General features: G+C 47.9%; 19 protein-coding genes. 10 read left to right on the forward strand and 9 right to left on the reverse strand.

Annotation, left to right across the window (positions count from 1 at the left end):
* Positions 1–100: 100 nt before the first annotated feature.
* The 6 genes from DF182_RS03890 to DF182_RS03915 all read left to right on the forward strand — a co-directional run bounded on the left by DF182_RS03890 (position 101) and on the right by DF182_RS03915 (position 6,656).
* The gene (locus DF182_RS03890) at positions 101–1,078 is read left to right on the forward strand and encodes a 3-keto-disaccharide hydrolase (protein WP_113614358.1); all 978 of its coding nucleotides are present in this window, start codon (positions 101–103) and stop codon (positions 1,076–1,078) included.
* A 529-nt stretch (positions 1,079–1,607) separates the two neighbouring features.
* Entirely contained in the window at positions 1,608–2,669 is a 1,062-nt protein-coding gene (locus tag DF182_RS03895; RefSeq protein WP_113614359.1) for an NAD-dependent epimerase/dehydratase family protein, read from the forward strand.
* Positions 2,670–2,677: 8 nt separating this feature from the next.
* Positions 2,678–3,739 (forward strand): NAD-dependent epimerase/dehydratase family protein, encoded by a 1,062-nt coding sequence (locus DF182_RS03900; RefSeq protein ID WP_113614360.1) that lies wholly within the window; start codon positions 2,678–2,680, stop codon positions 3,737–3,739.
* On the forward strand, positions 3,732–5,024 hold the full coding sequence (locus DF182_RS03905; protein WP_147243340.1) for a hypothetical protein: 1,293 nt from the start codon (positions 3,732–3,734) through the stop codon (positions 5,022–5,024). Before DF182_RS03900 ends, DF182_RS03905 begins: the two co-directional genes overlap by 8 nt.
* Positions 4,993–5,757 (forward strand): glycosyltransferase family 2 protein, encoded by a 765-nt coding sequence (locus DF182_RS03910; protein ID WP_113614362.1) that lies wholly within the window; start codon positions 4,993–4,995, stop codon positions 5,755–5,757. The genes DF182_RS03905 and DF182_RS03910 overlap by 32 nt, the downstream gene beginning before the upstream one ends.
* A 146-nt stretch (positions 5,758–5,903) precedes the next feature.
* A complete protein-coding gene (locus DF182_RS03915) occupies positions 5,904–6,656 on the forward strand; it encodes a metallophosphoesterase family protein (RefSeq protein WP_113614363.1) in 753 nt (250 codons plus the stop codon).
* Positions 6,657–6,676: 20 nt separating this feature from the next.
* On the opposite strand, the gene DF182_RS03920 is transcribed toward DF182_RS03915, so the two are convergent.
* Positions 6,677–7,501: a siderophore-interacting protein gene (locus DF182_RS03920; RefSeq protein WP_113614364.1), complete on the reverse strand. Its 825-nt coding sequence runs from the start codon at positions 7,499–7,501 to the stop codon at positions 6,677–6,679.
* Positions 7,502–7,647: 146 nt separating this feature from the next.
* Between DF182_RS03920 and DF182_RS03925 the strand changes: the two genes are divergently transcribed.
* On the forward strand, positions 7,648–8,598 hold the full coding sequence (locus DF182_RS03925; protein WP_113614365.1) for a helix-turn-helix transcriptional regulator: 951 nt from the start codon (positions 7,648–7,650) through the stop codon (positions 8,596–8,598).
* Between the two features lie 56 nt (positions 8,599–8,654).
* Positions 8,655–9,377 (forward strand): hypothetical protein, encoded by a 723-nt coding sequence (locus DF182_RS03930; protein ID WP_113614366.1) that lies wholly within the window; start codon positions 8,655–8,657, stop codon positions 9,375–9,377.
* 40 nt (positions 9,378–9,417) lie between these two features.
* Here the strand turns inward: DF182_RS03930 and DF182_RS03935 are convergent, their stop codons facing one another.
* Together DF182_RS03935 and DF182_RS03940 are read right to left on the reverse strand one after the other, a co-directional pair.
* A complete protein-coding gene (locus DF182_RS03935) occupies positions 9,418–9,822 on the reverse strand; it encodes an NUDIX hydrolase (RefSeq protein ID WP_113614367.1) in 405 nt (134 codons plus the stop codon).
* Between the two features lie 30 nt (positions 9,823–9,852).
* On the reverse strand, positions 9,853–10,413 hold the full coding sequence (locus DF182_RS03940) for a peroxiredoxin (RefSeq protein ID WP_113614368.1): 561 nt from the start codon (positions 10,411–10,413) through the stop codon (positions 9,853–9,855).
* 121 nt (positions 10,414–10,534) lie between these two features.
* Between DF182_RS03940 and DF182_RS03945 the strand changes: the two genes are divergently transcribed.
* Both DF182_RS03945 and DF182_RS03950 read left to right on the forward strand, forming a co-directional pair.
* Positions 10,535–11,215 (forward strand): GNAT family N-acetyltransferase, encoded by a 681-nt coding sequence (locus tag DF182_RS03945; protein WP_113614369.1) that lies wholly within the window; start codon positions 10,535–10,537, stop codon positions 11,213–11,215.
* Between the two features lie 101 nt (positions 11,216–11,316).
* Entirely contained in the window at positions 11,317–11,733 is a 417-nt protein-coding gene (locus DF182_RS03950; protein WP_113614370.1) for a nuclear transport factor 2 family protein, read from the forward strand.
* A gap of 32 nt (positions 11,734–11,765) precedes the next feature.
* Here DF182_RS03950 and DF182_RS03955 read toward each other — a convergent pair whose 3' ends face one another.
* From DF182_RS03955 to DF182_RS03980, 6 genes are all read right to left on the reverse strand, one after another.
* Positions 11,766–12,800 carry an endonuclease/exonuclease/phosphatase family protein gene (locus DF182_RS03955; RefSeq protein ID WP_113614371.1) on the reverse strand — a complete coding sequence of 345 codons (1,035 nt, stop codon included), beginning with the start codon at positions 12,798–12,800 and terminating at the stop codon, positions 11,766–11,768.
* A 7-nt stretch (positions 12,801–12,807) separates the two neighbouring features.
* Complete coding sequence (locus DF182_RS03960; protein WP_113614372.1) at positions 12,808–14,343, reverse strand: SusD/RagB family nutrient-binding outer membrane lipoprotein; 1,536 nt, start codon at positions 14,341–14,343, stop codon at positions 12,808–12,810.
* Positions 14,344–14,354: 11 nt separating this feature from the next.
* Positions 14,355–17,732: a SusC/RagA family TonB-linked outer membrane protein gene (locus DF182_RS03965; protein WP_113614373.1), complete on the reverse strand. Its 3,378-nt coding sequence runs from the start codon at positions 17,730–17,732 to the stop codon at positions 14,355–14,357.
* A 119-nt stretch (positions 17,733–17,851) separates the two neighbouring features.
* On the reverse strand, positions 17,852–19,048 hold the full coding sequence (locus tag DF182_RS03970) for a FecR family protein (protein WP_113614374.1): 1,197 nt from the start codon (positions 19,046–19,048) through the stop codon (positions 17,852–17,854).
* 120 nt (positions 19,049–19,168) lie between these two features.
* Positions 19,169–19,774, reverse strand: coding sequence for an RNA polymerase sigma factor (locus tag DF182_RS03975; RefSeq protein ID WP_113614375.1), 606 nt, complete (start codon positions 19,772–19,774; stop codon positions 19,169–19,171).
* 222 nt (positions 19,775–19,996) lie between these two features.
* The gene (locus DF182_RS03980) at positions 19,997–21,166 is read right to left on the reverse strand and encodes a TlpA disulfide reductase family protein (RefSeq protein WP_113614376.1); all 1,170 of its coding nucleotides are present in this window, start codon (positions 21,164–21,166) and stop codon (positions 19,997–19,999) included.
* Between the last annotated feature and the right edge of the window lie 11 nt (positions 21,167–21,177).

Raw genomic sequence — 21,177 nt, forward strand, 5'->3', positions numbered from 1 at the left:
AGGAAAAACATTGTTATTTTTTATTATTTGTATAACAGTAAATAAGCTTTTATCTTGTTTTCTCTCAACATGCTTATAGTAGCAGAAAAATATGATACATATGCGCAGAAACATCCTGGTATTTGGAATGAGTTGTTTATTGACAATGGGCACCACGGCCCCTGTATTTTCAACCGGCCGGCCACTCTCCGGCACCACGCAGGCAACTGCTGATCCCAAAGCGCTGATCGGGCGCTGGGACATCACGATTGATGAAAACGGCAAATCCGCACCCTCCTGGCTGGAAGTAAAGCTGTCAGGATTTCGTACCCTCGTGGGTTATTTTGTAGGCACTTCCGGCTCTGCCCGTCCGGTAGCCAAAGTGAACTTTGACAACGGCAAATTCAGTTTTTCGATTCCGCCCCAGTGGGAAGGCGGTAGCCAGGACTTCCTCATTGAAGGCGAACTGACCGATACCGGTATTCAGGGCACCATCACCACCAGCGAGGGTAAAAAATACAACTGGAAAGGGGTAAAAGCTCCTTATCTGAAAAGAACCAGCGCGCCGGTATGGGGCAAACCGATTAACCTGTTTAACGGCAAAGACCTCAGCGGCTGGAAACCCAGCAACGATAAAAACCAATGGATCGTGAAAGATGGTGTCCTCACCAGCCCGCATTCAGGCGCCAACCTGATCTCCGAACAGACCTTTACGGACTTTAAGCTGCATGCTGAGTTCAGATATCAGAAAGGCAGCAACAGCGGCATCTATCTGAGAGGCCGTCATGAGGTGCAGATTGAAGACAGTCCCGCCGACGCACATCCTTCCAGTGTGCTGTTCAGCGGTATCTATGGCTTCCTGACACCGAGTGAAATTGCAGCCCTCGGCCCTGATAGGTGGCAGACCTACGATATCACCCTCATCGGCAGAATGGTGACAGTAGTGGTGAATGGTAAAACAGTGATCAGCAACCAGGAAATCCCCGGCATTACCGGCGGCGCACTCGACAGCCGTGAAGGAGAACCAGGCCCTATCTATATCCAGGGCGACCACGGTCCTATCGAGTTCCGTAAGCTGGTAATCACACCTGCTAAATAAAACTATTACCTATCCGGACAGGCAGGCCCCAAACCTGTCTGTCCGGCTCATGATAATTTATCTCCCACCGCTTTTTTTGCCGCTCCAACCCGTTTTTACGCTTCCTCCTGCTGCGCTCTTCTGTATAACCCTCTCCCATACACGTTTTTCCAATACCACCTTACCGATTTTATCCAACAAACTTATCTAGTGTGAAAAAGTAAAACAAAAACGGAAAGGTATTGTAACAAACAACTTGTTATCTTTACCACCAATTTTTAAAAATTATTTAAAAACCCGGTAATTATATCAATTTTCGAGTATGACGAGTCAACATGAGGCGATCATCTGCAACAAAAAATTGTGAATGTCCCCTTGTCCCATGAACCTGAATGCATCTGCAAACCAACGACTAACACTAAAGCATATACTATTGTATCAGTGTACAGTAGTATAATAAAAATACCGCGGGGACTGCCATGCCTGCAGCAACGGATCTGTACTGCAGGACCGGTTGGTTCCGGCAATCAATCATTTATTAAACACATCGATGAGAAGTATCCTGATTACAGGTGGGGCCGGATTCGTAGGATCTTATCTGGCCATAGCGTTAAAAGAGAAATATCCTGCGTATAAGCTCTATGTGCTGGATAACCTGAAAAGAAGAGGTTCTGAGCTGAACCTGGTAAGATTAAAGGAAGCAGGCGTGGAGTTTGTTCACGGAGATATCCGTTCTGCAGAAGACCTTAACCAGCTGCCTGCGCTTGACCTGATTATTGAAGCCTCAGCAGAACCCTCCGTACTGGCGGGCATCACTTCTGCCCCTGACTATCTGATCAACACCAACCTGGTAGGCGCTATCAACTGTCTGAACCTCGCAGCCAAAAACAAGGCTGATTTTATCTTCCTTTCTACCAGCCGTATCTATCCCATTAACCAGATTGAAAAAATAGCGACCTTTGAAACCGATACCCGGTTTGAAATATCGCAGGAACAGATTATACAGGGCGTAGGTCCTGAAGGCCTGGCTGAAGATTTTCCGCTGGATGGTTACCGCTCCCTGTATGGTTGCACCAAACTGTCTGCTGAATACTTTATCCAGGAATACCGGCAGTTTTATGGGATACGGACCGTTATCAACCGTTGCGGCCTGCTTTCCGGCCCGTGGCAGATGGGCAAATCCGATCAGGGCGTAGTAGGCCTCTGGGTAGCCCGCCACTTCTGGAAACAGCCGCTCAGCTATATCGGCTTTGGTGGCACCGGCAAACAAACACGCGATGTACTGCACGTAGCAGATCTCTTTAACTGTATCGACTATCAGATCCATCACATGGACCAGGTAGATGGCGAATGCCTCAACGTAGGCGGCGGCCGCGAAACAAGCACCTCGCTGCTTGAACTGACAGCACTCTGCCAGGAGATCACCGGTAACAAAGTACCGATTCAGCAGGTGCCCGAAACCAGACCGGCAGATATCAAAACGTTTATCACCGATAGCACCCGGATCAAACAAATGACAGGCTGGAAGCCAATGGCCACCAAAGAACAGCTCATCACCGATATTCTGAACTGGCTGAGAACAAATGAAAACCATCTTAAACACATTCTTTAATCACATTTATGAAAATTGCCATCATCACAGGCGCCGGCGGGCTTATCGGCAGCGAAGCAGCTACCTTCTTCTCCGATAAATTTGATCTGATCATCGGTATCGACAACAATATGCGTCAGTATTTCTTCGGTGAAGATGCCGCCACCAGCTGGAATACCCTTCGCCTGGAGAAAAACCTGCCCAACTATAAACACCTGTCTGTAGATATCAGAGATTACAACGAAGTAGAAAAAATTTTCAAAGAATATAACCAGGACATCGCCCTGATCATACATGCGGCTGCACAGCCCAGCCACGACTGGGCCGCCCGTGAGCCTTTCACCGACTTCAGCGTGAACGCCAACGGCACCCTCAATCTGCTGGAATCCACCCGTCAGCATTGCCCTAATGCCGTGTTTATCTTCACCTCTACCAACAAGGTATATGGAGACAACCCCAACTACCTGCCACTGGTAGAACTGGAAACACGCTGGGAAATTGATGCCTCCCACCCTTATCATGCCAAAGGTATCGATGAGAAAATGAGCATCGACCATACCAAACACTCCCTCTTCGGTGCCTCCAAAACAGCCGCTGATATTATGGCCCAGGAGTATGGCAACTACTTCGGTATGAACGTAGGCGTTTTCAGAGGTGGATGCCTGACCGGCCCCAACCACTCCGGAACACAGCTCCACGGCTTCCTCTCCTATCTGATGAAATGCGCCATTACCGGCAACGCCTACACGATATATGGCTACAACGGTAAACAGGTGCGTGACAATATCCACAGCTACGACCTGGTGAACATGTTCTGGCATTATTATCAGCAGCCTAAACAAGGCGCCTGCTATAATGCCGGTGGAAGCCGCTTCTCCAACTGCTCTATGCTGGAAGCCATCCAGATGTGCGAAACCATCGCCGGTAAAAAGATGAACTACAGCTATAGTCCTACCAACCGTATCGGTGACCATATCTGGTACATCAGCGATGTATCAAAATTCCAGGCAGACTACCCGGAATGGTCTTATAAATACGACCTGGAAAGCACACTCCATCAGATATTCACTGAAATGACCAAACGTGTATAATAAAATAAAAAGGTTACTGAACACAGCAACGACCAGCCTCCTGGTCGTTTTTCTCCTGGCAATGGCCGCGAGAGTGTTTCTGATTGTCAAAACACCCGGCAAAGCGAAGGACATCGACATATCCATTTATATGGATGGTGGACAGCTGGTGAGTCACGGTATCAACCCTTACAATCATCAGGATAAAGTAGATGTACGGCACGCACTCCGCACCGATAGTGTGGCTTATCACGATTATGTAGACGCAGACCAGAAACGCTGGGACGACTATGCCAGCAGCAACCTGCCGCTGTCGCTGCTATTCTACGGCGCTATCGATTCTTTTTCTACTGCCAACGGACTCTTATACCGGCTGGTGTTTGTCTTTTTTGATTCGCTCCTGGCAGTGCTCATTGCACAGATCATCCTTAAATACTGGAAGGTAGAAAACACCTGGTACCGGATCGCACTGATCGGGGGGCTTGGTATCTTCAATCCTGTCCTGCTACATTGGGGCGCTATTATTCCTGAAGAAAAAGGGCTGCAGATCCTGCTGATGCTGGGCGCCTTTTATTTTGCACGGGAAAAACGTTTGCTGCTTAGCGCCGTATTACTGGGTATGTCTGTTGCCTTTAAAGGGCTGGGCGCATTTATCGCGCCACTCTGCCTTTTTGAGATACTCGACAGAGGTGTTCCGTTCTACGATAAAACGCAAATCAGAAAAGGAATACTGTACGTGCTGCTGTCGGTAGCCGCCTGCCTCGTATGGTTCCTGCCCTATATGCCGGAAGTGTTTTCCATGATGAATACCCGTCTGTCCACCAATATAGACAGCGTACCGGTGCACAGTGCCGTATGGGTGTTGGGTTACCGCCTGGCTCCTGATCACTGGGAGCTGATCCGTAAAGCAGGGCTCGTAATATTCATCCTGATTAACCTGGTAGCGGCGTACAAAAAGAAGATCGGCATGGTGATGATCAGCTGCAGCGCGCTGATGCTGTTTGTAGACCTCATGCTCAATGCCGGTTCTCTTGACAGGATGAACATCGGCTTTTTATGTGTGGTGACCATCATCGGCACCCGCTATCCGTTACATGGCATCCGCATCGGACTCATTTATATCATACTGGGAATAGTAAGCCGTTTGATGGGCAAAGTGGTACCGTCACAGGCGGAGTTTATGGACTCGCTGTTCTCGCTGGCCATGGTTATATCCTATACGGCTGTGTTGATTAATCTTTTTAAAGAACAACAAAAAAATACCGTTCATATAGATGAAACTGAGTATAGTCATTCCCGCGCATAACGAAGAGGGAAGTATAGAGGAAACAATCAGTACGCTATATGCCAAACTGAAGGAAAACCGTATCGACCACGAGATCGTAGTTGTGAACGATCATTCCAGAGACACGACGGAGGCCATCCTCGCCAGGATGAGCACCGAAATGGACACGCTGGTATATTACAACAACGACGGCCCCGGTGGTTTTGGTAATGCCATCCGTTATGGCCTGGCGCGGTTTTCCGGTGATTGTGTGGCCATCATGATGGCCGACCTCTCCGATTCCCCTGATGACCTGCTGAAGTTCTATCACAAACTGATGGAAGGTTATGACTGCGTATTCGGTACCCGCTGGAGTAACGGAGGCAAAGTAGTGGACTATCCTTTCGTGAAGAAGATCATCAACCGTATGGCCAACGCGATCGTGAAATACACGTTCGCCCTCAAATACAACGATTGTACCAACGCCTTTAAAATATACCGGAAGGAAACCATTCAGGGCCTGCAACCGCTGTTGTCCCATCACTTCAACCTGACGCTGGAACTCCCGCTGAAAGCCATCGTAAGAGGCTATTCCTATGCGATTGTACCCAATAGCTGGCACAACCGCAAACACGGAGAGTCCAAACTGAAGATCAAGGAAATGGGCAGCCGTTACTTTTTTATTCTCATGTACTGCCTGATAGAAAAATTCTTCTCCAGGGGAGACTATAAAAAAGCCGACGCTAAAAAGGTCACCATGGCCAAACGAGCATAAGATCACTACACATGATACCATCCCCCTGCAGCAACGCAGGGGGATTTTTTTCTCCAGGGCTATATTATTTTTACCACTATTATTACGATTTATACCACTGTTGTTTTCCTGCCCTTTTTACTTTTGTCAGATAAAATTGAAGAACGATGAAGATGGCCATTATCAGTGACATACATGCCAACCTGCCCGCCCTGGAGGCCGTGCTGGCAGACATTTCCCGCTTCGGTGCAGATCAGGTTTACTGCCTGGGGGACCTCACAGACGCCGCTCCCTGGCCTAATGAAGTAATACAAAAAATACGTTCCCTGCGCATCCCTACTATCATGGGCAACCACGACGAACGGATCGCGTTTGACCTACCTGTATTCCCCCTGGCCAAACACAGTCCGGCCGAACAAGCCGCCCGCGCTGACACCATCCAGCTTACCAAAAACACCATCACCGCGGAAAACAGGCATTTCCTGCAGTCACTGCCCTCTCTGCTGCAACTCAGATTTGCCCACCTCAATATCCTCCTCGCCCACGGCAGCCCCCACAGCAACGAAACCTATCTCTACGAAACACATCCCGAAGCAGCCCTTGTGGAGATGATGGATGCCTTCAGTGCCAACGTGCTCATCATCGGCCATACCCATCTCCCTTATATCCGCAGCATTAACAACGGGCAACAACTGGTTATCAATACCGGTTCCGTAGGCAGAACCCGGGAAGCCCACGGAAAGGCCGCCTATCTGCAGTTAACCATTCATAACAACCACGCATCTACGCTGGCAGAACTATTAACGGCCAACATCCGCAAAGTAGAATACGATATCATGCAAACGGTACAGGCTATACGAAAAAGTGCCGTACCTGATTTTTATGCAGACTTCCTGTCTACTGCCCTGCCCGTTTCCTGATCGAAGCAGCTGAAGCGTCTTCAAAGCTGCGCTTCCGCCCTGCGGGCCATCTGGGAGCCCTCTTCCGAAACTCCGGCTTTCCAGTAGGCATAAGCATTGAGCTCTTCGTGTGTCCATTGCTGTTCCTTCCGCAGGTACTGCCGGATCTCCTTCACAGCCGTGAATTCAGCGGCCACATAAGCATAACGGGAAACATCTTCAGGGATAGGCAACAAACGCACCACTGACGGCAGACGACTACCCTTTTCAGGATGCGCATTGTGAATCCATTGTATATGCACCTGAGAACAGGTGTACAGCGGCTGCTCCTCGTCCTGCGAAGACACTTCCAGCACCAGACGTCCCCGGGCCCTTGCCGGCAGTGTTTCAAGAATCACGCTCAATACAGGAATGGCGGTGGCATCGCCGGCCAGCAGATACCAATCGGCCGGTGCATATAGTTCAGTAGCAGCCGTCCACATGGATACCCCTATCCTGTCACCCGGCTGCGCATACATAATCCATGCGGAAGCCGGCCCGTTATCACCATGCGCTACAAAGTCGATCACCAGCTCTTTACGGACGATATCAATGCCCCGATGAGTATATGTTCGTATAGCCGGACAAACGTCCGGTGGTGGCAGCAGCCATTTCCCAGCCTCAAAATCAAATTCAGGAAAATGAATATCATTTACACCCACCGGCGGGATGAAGATTTTATTGTTGACACCTACCGTTGATTCCCGGAAAAGCGCCACCTCATCACAATGAAACGTAGCGCGGATATAGTGCGGTGTGAGATAAATTTTTTCTTTTAATACCAATACCGCATTGGCGGCATAGCCGTTTCGGCTGTCTTTCTTCATGTTTTTCCTTCAAAGGTGGTTATTCCCGCTTGCGGAAATGACTGCTAAAAGGATCAATCATACTGGGAAAAGGATTTTTTCCTTTTTCGAGCAAAGTCAGTTTTTTCAATGTACTACTTTTACCATGTGACAAAAACAGAAAAGGCATGCAATATGTGTTGAGAAAAAAAGAAGACCAGGAGCTGATTGTAGCCCTGGACTATCCGGACAACTATATCGTAGCCGAAGGCCTTGCCTCCAGGGATACGATAGCCCGGCAGCCCGGCTTTTGTTTTCGTTTCGGGCAGGAATGGTTTGATCATATACTGATCAACAGAGGCTGCTATGAGGTATCTGCCCCTGTAAAAGTGATAGGAGGCTTCGAATCTCCTATGATAGAACTGCAATATATGTTGCAGGGCAGTGTACAAACCCGGATGGGACGTTATTACAACACCCTGCAGAGCGGGCATCATGCTATACTGGATGCCGGTACTAACCCGATCGAATATATTTATCCGAAGGGGAATGAAAAGCTGTCTGTTCTGGAGATACAGCTTACCAGATCCTATTTCACCAGACTGGCCGGCAGCGTTGGCCTCCCTGATATTTTTAACAGCATCGGCCCGCAACTGCCGATTACACCTGCGATGCAGCTGACCATCCGTGATATGCTGCATTGTGATAAAAAAGCTGCATTAAGACGCATATACCTGGAATCCAGGATACTGGACCTATTAATGCTGCAACTGGAACAGGCTTCTTCTGCTTTATGTAAAACCGTCTGCAGTTTACCATCACACGACATCGAGAAAATCCATTATGCCAGGGAGATACTGGAACAACATATCAGCACTCCCTGTTCGCTTATAGACCTGGCCCATAAAGCCGGTATCAATGAATTTAAACTCAAGAAAGGTTTCCGGGAACTTTTTGGCACCACCGTTTTCGGATATCTTCACCAGAAAAGAATGCAGGATGCAAAACGAATGTTGCTGGATCTTAAAATGGATATCACTGAAGTAGCGATGTACTGCGGGTTTGAGCACAATAAAAACTTTGCCGCCGCCTTCCGGAAATTTTGGGGATATACACCAGCACAACTGATGAAGAAATAAATTATTACCGCTAAACACATATCTTCATACTTCATCAAATATGTACTGTATACCTTATGAAAAAAGTTTTCCTGGCTTTGTTAACCATGGCCGCTATTCAATCCTATGCCCAAACCAATACATTTCCTGCTGATGGTTATGTAGGCATTGGCACCACTACACCCAACCGTAAACTGGATGTAGTAGGTACAGGCTCTTTCACCATTAAGGCTGTCTCTACACCAGATCCTAATCTGGCACTGTATAACAATAATGGTCATTTTATATTAATAGGAAGCAGTTTTGGTGGGGGTAACTATTCCCAGATGATGCACCCCGGTGACCAGGGCATTGTATACTCCGGAGGCCTAGATAACAAAGGTAGCTTTGTGATTACTCCGTGGGCTGATAATTATGATGGCCTGCGCATTGATCAGCAGGGAAATGTATCCATCGGCACCGACAGAACCGGCGGCGCTAAACTGGCCGTGAACGGCACTATGCTTGCACAAAAAGTAGTCGTTAAAAATATCAGCAACTGGCCTGACTATGTTTTCGGAGACCAATACCATCTGCCATCTCTTCAGTCACTCGAAAAGTTCATTCTGGAAAACAAACATCTGCCTAACATACCAGCAGCCACTGTAGTAGAAAAAGAAGGAATAGACCTCGGTGAGATGAACCGTAAATTATTGGAGAAAGTGGAAGAGCTGACCCTTTATATCATTCAGCAACAAAAACAAATGGACAAGCTGGGAGCCAAAGTAGCACAGCTGGAAGCCAATAGCATCAAACCTTAATAACGGCAACACCTTCCGGCATGCCGGAAGGTGTTGTTGGTTAGTCAACCAAACCATCCTGTTGCAGTTTTTCAAAGGCGAGCAGTACCCCATGTACCTGGTGTTGTTCCTTACGATAGCTTTCCAGGCTGAAATAACGCACCGCTCCTATTTCTGCAGAAGGCTGCGGTATTTGTTTCAACTGGTGCCGGAAACAATCCTGCCGCATCAGCAGGTCTTTTTCACCAAAAGCAGGTGCCGTGATATGATAATACCATTGCAGGCTCTCTGCTTCCAGCTCCATGTTCAGTTCTTCTTTTATCTCCCGCTGTAAGGCCAGCAGCGACGTTTCCCCTTTATCCACTTTTCCTCCCGGCAGATACCAGGCACCTTTATTTTTACTGAAAGCCAGTAATAATTCTCTGTTTTCAACTACAATCAGGCCAACACAATCTATATAGTTCATGCCGCAAAAATAATCAAAAACAGTCGATGACTACTGCTGTTCTTTCAGGTAGGCCAGTACCGCATCAATATTTTTGTCTGGTGGAAATACCGGATAAAAATATTGCTGCAGCTGTCCATCTTTAAAGATGAGGGTCACCCGTTTTATCAGCACCAGGTCTTCCACGTAATGCATAGGCAGTTGCAACGCGCTGCTGAACACCAGCTGTTCATCACTCAGCAGGTCAAACGGCAGATGTATCCGTTCCTTTTCTGTCTCCTGGGTGGCGGCCGTTTGCGTACTCATCCCGAAAACAGTGGCATCCAACTGCTGCAGCTCCTGATAATGATCCCGAAAAGAACAGGCCTGTGGTGTACAGCCTCTGGCACCGGGGATTTCATCCCAACCGGGAGGCAAAGGCACATGTGCCGGCCCTGTCATCGGGTAACAATAAATGACCAGCCAGCCGGGGATATTACTCAGCGATACCATCGCTCCGGCTGTAGAGCGCAGCACTATATCCGGCATCCGCATTCCACGGAGGTGGTCGCAAGCCCCGTCATCCACCGGTTCCGGCAGATTGGGCGGTAAATAGGTAAGATCTGTTTGCATGGTTATTCGTTTATAAGACAAAACTATCCCGTATTGCCCAACTGCAACAGATACAGAAAATGAATATTTCACTATAACAGATATACATAGCAGCTGGGGATTAATTACCTTTATTACACCCATGACAATACATTCATCATCCCAACATGCTAACCCTTCCCTGGTGGAAACATGGTTGAAAGGCTGGTCCCTGGCGAAAGGAGTAGGCCTTCCGGTTCCCGACTATGACGGCTTCCGCGTAGACGTTGGCTGGGCCGACCAGCAGATACGTTATGTTTTCCCGGCGATCTCCGCAGGATTATTACACCTCGCACAGACCATCACTGAGCCTTATATTTTCCTGAAAGTATGTGCTCCCGCTACTGCAATACAACCGCATCTGCCGCCTCGCTGGATCATACAGCCTCCCGGTTTCATGATGACCAACCATCTGCCAGACAGCCCTCCGCGCCTGCATTTACCGGATGGATACAGACTGAACATTCAGACAGAGACTTCCGTTATCACAGCATCCATATACACCGCTGAAGAAACGGTCGCCGCCACCGGCCATATGGTGATCGTAGATGACTACATCATTTATGACCGTATCGCCACCGACCCCGCCCATCAGCGTCGCGGCCTGGGCAGCGCTGTAATGAATGCTCTCACAGCACAAGGCATCTCCATGGGAAAAAATAAAGGGATACTGGTAGCTACTTCTGCAGGAAAAGCACTGTATGAAACACTCGGCTGGCAGTTGTATTCACCGTATACGACGGCGGTTATCCCAGCAGATGAAACATATCAGGATGCTAAGTGAAGATGAAAGACTTTTTCTGTTAGTGGCGGCTAATGGTAACAACTTGGCGTGTATTGGTAAACGTTACCTGTGAATAATTCAGAGTTTTGCATAAAAAAACAATGGGAACGATTGTAAATAACTTTTTCAATGCACTGGCAAAAAGAAATCTCGATGATATTTTACCCTTGTTTGCAGATAATATAGACTGGTACATCCCTGGAAATGAAACGCTGGCGCCATGGCTGGGCAGGCGTTCCACAAAGGCAGACGTGGCACAGTTTTATACAATGTTATGGCAACATACAACTCCCATATCAGGTGAAATTTTCCATTTGATTACCCAGGGCAACGTTACACTAACCTCCGGCCGTTTTAAGGTGAAAATGCTGCAAACGGATCAGATATATGAATCTTTATTTTTTACAGAAATTACAGTGGAGGATAACCTGATTACCAAATACCGTTTGCTGGAAGAAGGATATGGATTGGTGGTAGCATTAGGTTCTACCAAAGAACAAAGCGTCTCAAAAATTTGAGACGCTTTGTTCTTTACAGTAAATGATATCATCTACCGCGTATTTCTGAGATTAAAAACACTGAGCACACCTTGATGATCTGTAGGCCAGGTACCTACCGGCAACAGAAAACGGTCATTGCTTTTATCCGCTTCCCGCCGGTTACGCACAATGCTGCCTGAAGGGCCTACCACTGTACTTTGTTGCAATGAAAGTTCTTTATCCGGATAAAAATATATGAAGTCGATTCGTTCGCGTTCATCGGCATCCGGCGCCCAGGCCAGCTTTTTCACTTCTACGGCTGTATTGTCTGCCGGGAAAGTAAAGCCGGGGTTCTTTTCCGGATGTGGATAGATGGTACGGTAGCTGTCTCTGAAACCTCCGTCGTACAACATACGGGAGCAGGTCCAGGGTACGATCATACCATGATGATCGAAGAGATCTTTGGTGGCAACGGTCCAGTCGAGATGACTGGCCTCGTTAAAATCACCACCGAGGAATACCAGGCGTTGCTGCGCAAGATCATGTGTGGTTGCCTGCAGAAAAGCGGCTATACCTTCATCCCTTTTAGAGGCCACGTTGGAAGCCATGATAGTATCCAGATTGGTACAGGGAGCCTGCAACTTCTTCCAGGTAACGCCATCATAGCCTCTGGGCAGATACACGGCATAGTTGAGATAGTCCAGGTGGGCGGAATATACCGCCACTTCCCTGTCCCCTACTTTTGCCGTGAGTTTGCAGATGCTGCCACCTTCTGTGAAGATCACCGCACTGTCAATAATAGGATAACGGCTCAACAGGCCCGCACCCTGACTATAAAAGGAATAGTAGGTTTTACCTTTCTCGCGGAGGGTGGCTGTCAGACGGTCACAGAAGCGGGTGTTGCGGTAGTTGCGCACTTCGCTCAGCGTTACAAAATCCGGTGACAGCGCGCTGATCTGTTCGGCGATGGCCTCATAGCCTCCCGGCACCATCGTACCTTCCTGCCAGATGTTTAACTGCAAAACAGATAAACGTATATCCTTTGCCGTTACACGGCCTATCAACAACAGTAGCAGTCCTGTTATAATAATAAGTCTGTTCAACATATGCGGGTTATTTCAGTATCCACATGATATTATTGGTTTTGTCAGCACCACCGTATTGCCGTTGCAGGGCTTCTTTCAGGTTCACCTGGTTGTAGTCGTATTCATCCTGAGGATACATCCAACGTACAGGCATCTGCGTTTTATCGTCCTGATTGAGGCTGGTAGCCGGATTCACAGGCAGTACCGGATAACCGGTACGCCGGCATTCATAATACGCGTCCCAGGGATGCTGCATAAAATACAGGATATACTTCTGCACATAAATCTGTTTCAGCTGCATATCTGCCGTGGTAGCAAAACCAACATCTGTGCCGGTAAGATAGGTATTATTGATATAGTCTGCAGTGATCTTTCTGCCGCTATGATAACGTATATCATCAGGTGTGTTGGTGGCAACAAAGTTCATCGCTGCTTTTACCCCTTCTTCATAAAAGGTTTTGGCACTACCGCTGGTCCAGCCCAGCACGGCGGCTTCTGCCAGGATGAAGTTCTGTTCTGCATAACCAATGCGGATCACCGGCTCACCAGGTGCATTGTCGGTATAACGAAGGTTATACGCACAGTGTTTACCGGCAGTATAGATTTTAGCAATAGTAGAAAACTCAGGTGTAGGATCGGTACCGGGATAGGCATTCCAGTCATCGGCTTTTTTCCCTTCTGTTTTGATGGCATAGGCGGAAGGAGCGGCATAATAAAACAGTCGGTAGTCATTGAGTTTTTTCAGTGTATCGATGATCACGCTGGAGATCATGCCGTAGGCTGTTCCCTTAAAAAGGGTGTTGTTATACGGATAGATCTGTCCGGCTTTGTTGGAATATACAGTCTGCAGGTTGTCGGCATTACTGCGTAGCAGAGGGCTGGTGGTAGCAATCTGCGCAAATTGTTCTTTTATCCGTAGATCGGGATCCGTTACTTTTTTAGAAAGACTGATGAGTACCTTCAGGCGGAAGGAGTTGATCACCCTGCGCCACAGGTCGGCTGAACCGCCCAGCTGCGTAGGATCTCCTGAGAAATTACCAGCGGCAGACAACAGTTTGTCTGCATTCTCCAGGTCGGCTAATACCTGCTGCATCACCTTTTTCTGTTCGTCATATTTGGGGCGTACATTACCGGTTTCGCCATTCAATGCATCAGAATAGGGAATATCTCCCAATGACATAGACAGGTAGTACAGTTTGTAGGCTTTGATAAACAGGCCCAGGCCGGTGTAGGCATTTTTATCTGCAGGAGCAGCCTGGCTGATCATCTTCTGCACGTTGGTCAGTACCTGCATACCGCCCAGCGACGTACGGCCGAAGCTGTTATATTGTTCGCTTTGCGCCAGTTCGCCCCAGGCGATATGTTTGCTGACCATATACGGCGTCACAAAACTTTTGCTGGCGCTGGAGCCGGTGATATCCAAAATCAGATTGGTGGCCAGTAGCGAAGGCGTCACACTGCTGGTGGCGTTTGGATTGGTATTGATCGCATCAAACTTGCTGCAGGCAGGTGTTACCGCCAGGTAGGCCGCTGCTGCAAACAGGGTAGTATATATTGCTTTCATTCCGTTATTTTTTAGATATTAACTTTTACGTTGAAACCCAGATAACGCACAGATGGTGAGTTCAGGTTATCTGATCCTTTGTCCGGATCTGCATTTTTAAATTCTTTCGTCCACAGCAGCACATTCTGTCCTACAAAACCAACAGATGCATTCCGGATACCCAGCCGTTTGCTCACTTTAGCCGGCAAACCATAACTGAGCGCCACTTCACGCAACTTGAAGAATGTTTGTAAAAAGTAGTTCTGTGGTGCGCCCGTATAGGCGTTGGAGTGATAACGTTTGATATAGGATTCGTAAGATACCTGCTGTGTATTGGGAGCAAAAGTCCTGGTATCGCTGAGGATTTTGCCGGTAGCATCTCTTTCCACGGTACCACCGGTAACAACTACACCCTGAGCCACGTAAGACTTGTTACCATTCACTACTTCATCATAGCGCCAGAAGTTATCGCTTTCCTTGCTGGCACCCGAGTTCCACAGGGCCTGTGTGGTATTGGAGTAAGAAGTACCGCCTACTCTTCCATCAAAGGAAAAGCTGAAAGTAAAAGTCTTATAACGGAAATTGTTGGTCATACCCCAGATCCAGTTAGGATCGGAATAACCCAACACGGTTTCATACGTATTCCTAATGGGGAATCCATTCTGCATGATCATCTGTCCATCAGGGGATCTGGACCAGTCGTTAATGCTGATCCAGTCGTAGCGTGCACCTTCCTGTACCCATGGTTTCTGTGAAGAATAGATAGGGTCCAGTTTGGCATAGTATCTTCTGTCGGTAGCCCAGTTGATCTGCACATCCCAGCCGAAATCTTTTTTATTGATAACAGTACCGTCTACAGTGATCTCCACGCCTTTGCGCAGTATTTGTTCCTGGCTGTTAACCAGTACCGAGCCAAAGCCGGAAGCGCTGCTGACAGTAGAGCTGACGAGACGGTTGTAGTTAAGCTGGTTGTAACGGGTCACGTCTACGTGTATACGATTTTTCAGGAAACCGGCAGCCAGACCGAATTCATAGGTACGCACCGTTTGTGGCAACAGGTCGCTGCTTCTGATGGTGGTTGGAAAGGCGGCTGAGTTAAGGCTGTTCCACACGTTGGTTTTGATACCATAGGTGTTGTTGATTTCAAAAACGGCCGGATCACTTTTTGTTTTGGTCCAGGAGCCGCGCACCTTGGCCAGGTCCATCCATTTGGGCATAGGGATAAACTCAGAAAGCACCAGGCTGGAAGCCACAGAAGGATAGAAATAAGAACGGTTGGCAGCGGATAAGGTGGAAGACCAGTCGTTACGGCCGGTCACGTCTACGAACAGCAGGCTTTTGTAAGACAGTGTAGCCTTGGCATACAAGCTGTTCACCTGTTTTTTGGAGGAAGACACACCCACAAAGGCGGGGTCAACAGAAGCAAGAATGGAGTAAAAGCCGGGAATAGTGATACCGTTTTGTGTATTGGCATTGAGCACATCGGTTTGATAATAGTAGAGGGCACCGCCGGCAAGTGCATCGATGCCGAAGTTGCCGATCTTACCATTACCGGAGAGGATCAGGTCGTGGTTGGTACTGAAGCCGGTACCTTTGCTGGTAGAGTAATACCCTTTTTTGTTCCATCCGCCTACGGCGCTGATGGCGTTTCTCCAGGTATCGGTGTTGCTGTAGGCATCAAAGCTGTTGCGCAAAGTGGCTTTCAGCCAGGGTTTTATCTGATAGTTGGCATTGATATAACCGTTGGTGATATCATAAGTGTTGCCATGCAGTATTTCATTGGCGATGAAATAAGGGTTGTCGTACCAGTTGTTTTCCATCCAGTTCTGGCGGATGTTTTCTTTACCGGCTATCCAGTAGTTTTTGTAGTCTCTCACATCATATTCAGCACCGGTCCATACGACGAGGTTGTACATATAACCGCCGCCGCCATAGCCTGTTCCCACGTTATTGGGATAAAAGCGCCGGTTGTAGCTGATGCCACCGTTCATATTAAAGTTACCGGCATGCATATCACCTGCGATGCTGGCAGTGATCTTATTCAGTTTGGTATTGGGATACTGCCCCTGGTTGTACACATGTGTCAGAGAAGCGCGGTAGCTGCCGAACTTACCGGACTGTGATACACTGATATTATTATTGAGGACAAAACTTTGCTGGAGGAAATTGTTGAGGTTATTTTTTCCTTTTGATACCAGTGGTGCATCTTCAAACTGATAGGTGGAAGGGTTGTACTGGCTGGCGGTGCGGCCGATGTCCATTTTATCTCCCCATACATAATCACCTACTGCGTATTTTCCGCCGGTACCGGAGCTGTAGCTGTTTTGTACTTTCGGGAAAGCCAGGAAGCCGGCAGTGAACATATTGCTGCTGTTGACAGCAATATCCAGTCCGCCTTCCTTATTGCCTCTTTTGGTGGTGACCATGATGGCGCCGTTGCCACCGCGGGAACCATACAGTGCCGAAGCAGTAGCACCTTTCAGGACGTCAATGGATTCGATATCATCCGGGGCGATATCACGCAGGGACATGTTACCATAAGGTACCCCGTCTATTACCAGGAGAGCGTTGCCGCCTCTCAGTTGCAGCGTGGGAGCTTCGTTGAATTCAGTACTGTTTTTTACATTCAGACCAGCTACTTTACCAGTGAGAGAAGTCGCAACATCTACTGGTTTTACAGTATTCAGGGAACTACCTTTTACTTTTTGTACAGCGTATCCCAGTGATTTTTCTTCTCTTTTAATACCGAGTGCTGTTACCACTACCTGTTGCAGACTGGTAGCAGATTCTTTGATGGTGACGCTGATGCTGGCGTCGCTGCCAACTGTCACTTCCTGTGTTTCATAGCCCATCATACGGACTACCAGCACATCGCCGGGATTGGCCACCAGATGAAACTGTCCGTCGCCGCCGGTGATGATACCTTTTTGAGTGCCTTTAACGGAAACGGATACACCGGGTATGCCCATCCCTTTTTCGTCGGTGATCCTTCCGCTGATATCTTTAGTTGCAGGTGCGGTTTCAAGCAGGTTGCGGGCGGTATTCCGGGCAGGACGGGGTTTTATAACGACGGTGTTGTATTTAATCTCGTAGGCCAGTGGTTTGTTGGCCAGACATACATCGAGGAAATTGCTGAGTGGTTGGTCCTGCGCGTCTATCGTTACCGGTGCGATACCTTTTAATAAGTCAGGATTATAGAGCACATAAAAACCTGTTTGTTTTTTTATCACGCCAAACACCTCTTCCAACGAGATGTTGGAGGCTTTAAGGCTTACTTTCTGGGCAGCTACGCCTGCATTCACCTGTAGGCTCAGGCAAAGCAACAGTAAGGCGAAGAGTTTCAACAACAGCTTACTGCCCGGCAATACGCTGTCACTGCGGCGGGGAGTGCCGGCAACATTTTTTTTCATAAGTAATAATCTTTAGTAAAGTGTTAGATGACCCGATTCGATTTGGTAGTTGGACCCAATAGTCCGCTTGTACAATAGGTGTTTATGGTTCTTTCATGTTCGCTCGATTTATAAATATGTCATTTAGCTTTCCGGGAGATGATGATTTTTTTGCCGGTGGCTGTGAACCGAAGCCGGCCATCCGCTTCCAGCAGTTCCAGCAGGTGTTGTATCCCTTCATGACGGGACATGCCACCGGAGAAGCTGATATCAGCTACATCACCCTGGTATTCTATATCCGCATCATACCATCTGGCTATCTGGCGCATGATGTTGCGGATGTTCTGTGATTTGAAAATAAATTCATCGCGGGTCCATGCAAGGACTTCTTCCAGATTGGCATTGCCTACTGTAATGACGTCGCTGCCGCTATGTAGCGTAGCCTGCTGACCAGGAACGATCTTTACCTGTTGTGTGTTTTTCTCTACCAGCACGGCGCCTTGCACCAGGGTAGTTTTCATAACGGGCTCATCTTCGTAAGCCATAATATTAAAATGTGTGCCCAGTACTTTTATGCTGGAGCCAGCGGCATCCACTATGAAAGGTTTGTTTTTGTTGGCAGCCACTTCAAAATAGGCTTCGCCTGTAATGCTTACGCTGCGGGTACTACCGGAGAATGCCACCGGAAACCGGATGGAAGAGGCAGCATTGAGCACCACCTTAGTACCATCAGCCAGCGTAAGCTGGAAACGGCCACCGCGGGGTGTTACAAGGGTATGATACTGTATCTCTTCTCCGTTGTTACCTTCATAGGTGAGTTGTCCGTTAGCCGATTTATGCACCTGTACATTGCCCTGCAGTGTAAGCAAACCATTGCCGGTACTGTCCAGCACAACCTCCTCCCCTCCCGGCAACACCAGTCTGGCCTTGTTGCTACCTGGTATCAAAGTACTTACATTGTTGACAGCCAGGGTTGTGGAAGATACACGATGTTGTGTCCACCAGTAGCCTGCACCCGCCATCAGCAATAACATACCAGCAGCGGCCCACCAGGTACGCAGGCGTACCAGTCTGCCTTTACGGCCTGGTAGTTTATCCGCTCCAATACCGGCTGCTTCAAACAGATCAGCTGCAATCTGGTGCGTGTCATATGTTTCCAGCTGCAACAAACCTTCCCGGACTACGGGTGCGGCTATACTTTCCGTTACCAACTGCCGGTGTGCTGCAGAGCGGCTTTTCCACGCTTCCAGCCTGGTGGCTTCTTCTGCGGTGAGCTGTTCACTGCTGATCAGTTTCGCTATCTCAAACGCCTCCCTTATCTGTTCATCATCCATCATCAAAATAAAACGGCTTTAACTGTAAACACCATCAACAGGCATTTGTACCAGCCTTTTAAAAACTTTTTTTAAAAAAAATAAATCAACAGGGAAATGTAAGGACAGATATGGTTATCACCGTCAGGAGCGGAGGTCCGACAGTAGGGCGGCTGCGGCCAGTATCTGAGCCACCGTGTAGTCTTTCAAAATACTTCTGAGAATAAGGAGTGCGCGGCTTTTCTGGTTCCGGACTGTCTGGTTGGAGAGTTGTAGCCGGTCGGCTACTTCTTCATTGCTTAGTTGTTCTACGTAACTTAATATAAATACGCGCCGCATTTTATCGGGCAACTGCTCTATCGCGCGCCGCACGGCCGCCATCAGTTCGGCATGAATGATCTCGCCGGTATCGGCCAGCATATTGTCCTCCTGATAATACATAAATGTCTCATGGCGGACTTTTTCCCGCTGCTTGCTCCGCAGATAGTTGAGCGAAGCATTCTTTACTGATACATACAGAAACTTCTTAATAGCATCAAAATCGGTGAAACGGGAAGAAGATTCCCAGATCTTTATAAATATATTGTGGGTGATGTCCTGCGCTGCATGTGCATCCTGTACCATTTTCCGGGATATTTCGCAGAAAATAGGGAAATAGACGCGGATAAGGTAATAAAACGCATCACTATTGCCTTGCTGTAATAATGCAAAGCACTGTTCATCTGTCCTGATTTTCTCTCTTACCTGCATGTAACTGCTTTAACACCAATAGGCCGCTGTTCACTGTCAATGAAAAATAGTAATAAAATTCAAAATTGAAAAGAATTACCGGGGAAAATGACAAAACCGGCCATAATTAACCCAAAGATAATGATGGCGCCTTAAAGCGTCTTACAGGCAGTTACGAGGATGTGGGGGCGGGAGTTAACAAATCGATAATTAGCCCAAGGCTAGAGCCCTGGGCTCTCATTTCTACAAACCAAACACCGATTTTAGTTTCTGATCGAGTTCATCCCCGCCGTCACCAACGAGTTTGAACAGTACCTTACCTTCTTTGTCGAGTAATATTTTGGTGGGAAAACCGTCAATCCCATAGGCCATCACCATGTTAGATGTTTTTTTGTCGTAGTTGTTGAGTACCTGAATCCAGGTCATACCATCTGATTCGATCGCCTTCAACCAACTTTTTTTAGCCGTTTCCAGATCATCTGTTTTTTCTTCAGCGATACCTACTATTTCCAATCCTTTGTCTTTGTATTTTTCATACACTGCTTTCAGATGCGGATGACTGGCCCTGCAAGGCCCGCACCAGCTACCCCAGAAGTCGAGCAATACATATTTTCCTTTGAGGGAGGATAACGTGAACGGCTGACCGTGATTGTCTATTTTGGTAAAGCCGATCGCTTTGGCGCCTTCTGTTGTAGCCTTGGCGCCGGAGATGCGGGAAGCTACGTATTTGCCGATATAAGTTTCTTTGTAGGTATCCGCCAGTTTATTGTAAGCCTGCTCATAAGCAGTGGCCTCATAATCACCATTCATCCGGCTGAGCAGCATCATGCTGACAAATGATTTAGGATGCTTTTCGATAAACTGCTTACGCATAGCCATCAACGCTGCTTTTACTTTGGTATTCTCTGCCAATACTGCTTTAAGTGCCACGGTGTCTTTGCGCAGGCCCATCGATTTTCTTCGTAACTCCCACTCTTTGGCTACCAGCGGCTCTTCCAGCTTATGCAATTCATCCAGCTCTTTATTTTCTTTACCACCTTTTACAGTGCCTTTATAAAGTTCTTCTGCATTGGCAGAGATGGTGATTTCTCCACCGGTGATAATAAAATCCAGTGAAGGAGCAGGCATAAACATACCTCCTTTAACCACTTCAAATCTGGCAGCCGGATGTGAAGAAGTCAGTGTGCCCACCACGGGCTCAGTTACACTGCCGCTAAAAACAAAATGTTCTCCCGCTCGAGAGATAGCCGTATCCACTATCCGCTTACCATCAGACAGGCGGCTGATGGCCAGGTTATAAGTATCCTGCCCCTTCACTTCAGCGGTTACCTTAAATGTTTTCTGCTGACCGATGGTCTGCATTGTTGCAGCCAGCAATAAGCTGCAGGCTGCAATCATTGTTTTTTTTATCATGGTTGGTGTAT

This window comes from Chitinophaga flava, from assembly GCF_003308995.1.
Lineage (GTDB): Bacteria > Bacteroidota > Bacteroidia > Chitinophagales > Chitinophagaceae > Chitinophaga > Chitinophaga flava.

Coding starts and splice junctions, on each gene's coding strand:
- DF182_RS03890 (WP_113614358.1), top strand. CDS start 101: ATGCGCAGAAACATCCTGGTATTTGGAATGAGTTGTTTATTGACAATG.
- DF182_RS03895 (WP_113614359.1), top strand. CDS start 1,608: ATGAGAAGTATCCTGATTACAGGTGGGGCCGGATTCGTAGGATCTTAT.
- DF182_RS03900 (WP_113614360.1), top strand. CDS start 2,678: ATGAAAATTGCCATCATCACAGGCGCCGGCGGGCTTATCGGCAGCGAA.
- DF182_RS03910 (WP_113614362.1), top strand. CDS start 4,993: ATGAAACTGAGTATAGTCATTCCCGCGCATAACGAAGAGGGAAGTATA.
- DF182_RS03915 (WP_113614363.1), top strand. CDS start 5,904: ATGAAGATGGCCATTATCAGTGACATACATGCCAACCTGCCCGCCCTG.
- DF182_RS03920 (WP_113614364.1), bottom strand. CDS start 7,501: ATGAAGAAAGACAGCCGAAACGGCTATGCCGCCAATGCGGTATTGGTA.
- DF182_RS03925 (WP_113614365.1), top strand. CDS start 7,648: ATGCAATATGTGTTGAGAAAAAAAGAAGACCAGGAGCTGATTGTAGCC.
- DF182_RS03930 (WP_113614366.1), top strand. CDS start 8,655: ATGAAAAAAGTTTTCCTGGCTTTGTTAACCATGGCCGCTATTCAATCC.
- DF182_RS03935 (WP_113614367.1), bottom strand. CDS start 9,822: ATGAACTATATAGATTGTGTTGGCCTGATTGTAGTTGAAAACAGAGAA.
- DF182_RS03940 (WP_113614368.1), bottom strand. CDS start 10,413: ATGCAAACAGATCTTACCTATTTACCGCCCAATCTGCCGGAACCGGTG.
- DF182_RS03945 (WP_113614369.1), top strand. CDS start 10,535: ATGACAATACATTCATCATCCCAACATGCTAACCCTTCCCTGGTGGAA.
- DF182_RS03950 (WP_113614370.1), top strand. CDS start 11,317: ATGGGAACGATTGTAAATAACTTTTTCAATGCACTGGCAAAAAGAAAT.
- DF182_RS03955 (WP_113614371.1), bottom strand. CDS start 12,800: ATGTTGAACAGACTTATTATTATAACAGGACTGCTACTGTTGTTGATA.
- DF182_RS03960 (WP_113614372.1), bottom strand. CDS start 14,343: ATGAAAGCAATATATACTACCCTGTTTGCAGCAGCGGCCTACCTGGCG.
- DF182_RS03965 (WP_113614373.1), bottom strand. CDS start 17,732: ATGAAAAAAAATGTTGCCGGCACTCCCCGCCGCAGTGACAGCGTATTG.
- DF182_RS03970 (WP_113614374.1), bottom strand. CDS start 19,048: ATGATGGATGATGAACAGATAAGGGAGGCGTTTGAGATAGCGAAACTG.
- DF182_RS03975 (WP_113614375.1), bottom strand. CDS start 19,774: ATGCAGGTAAGAGAGAAAATCAGGACAGATGAACAGTGCTTTGCATTA.
- DF182_RS03980 (WP_113614376.1), bottom strand. CDS start 21,166: ATGATAAAAAAAACAATGATTGCAGCCTGCAGCTTATTGCTGGCTGCA.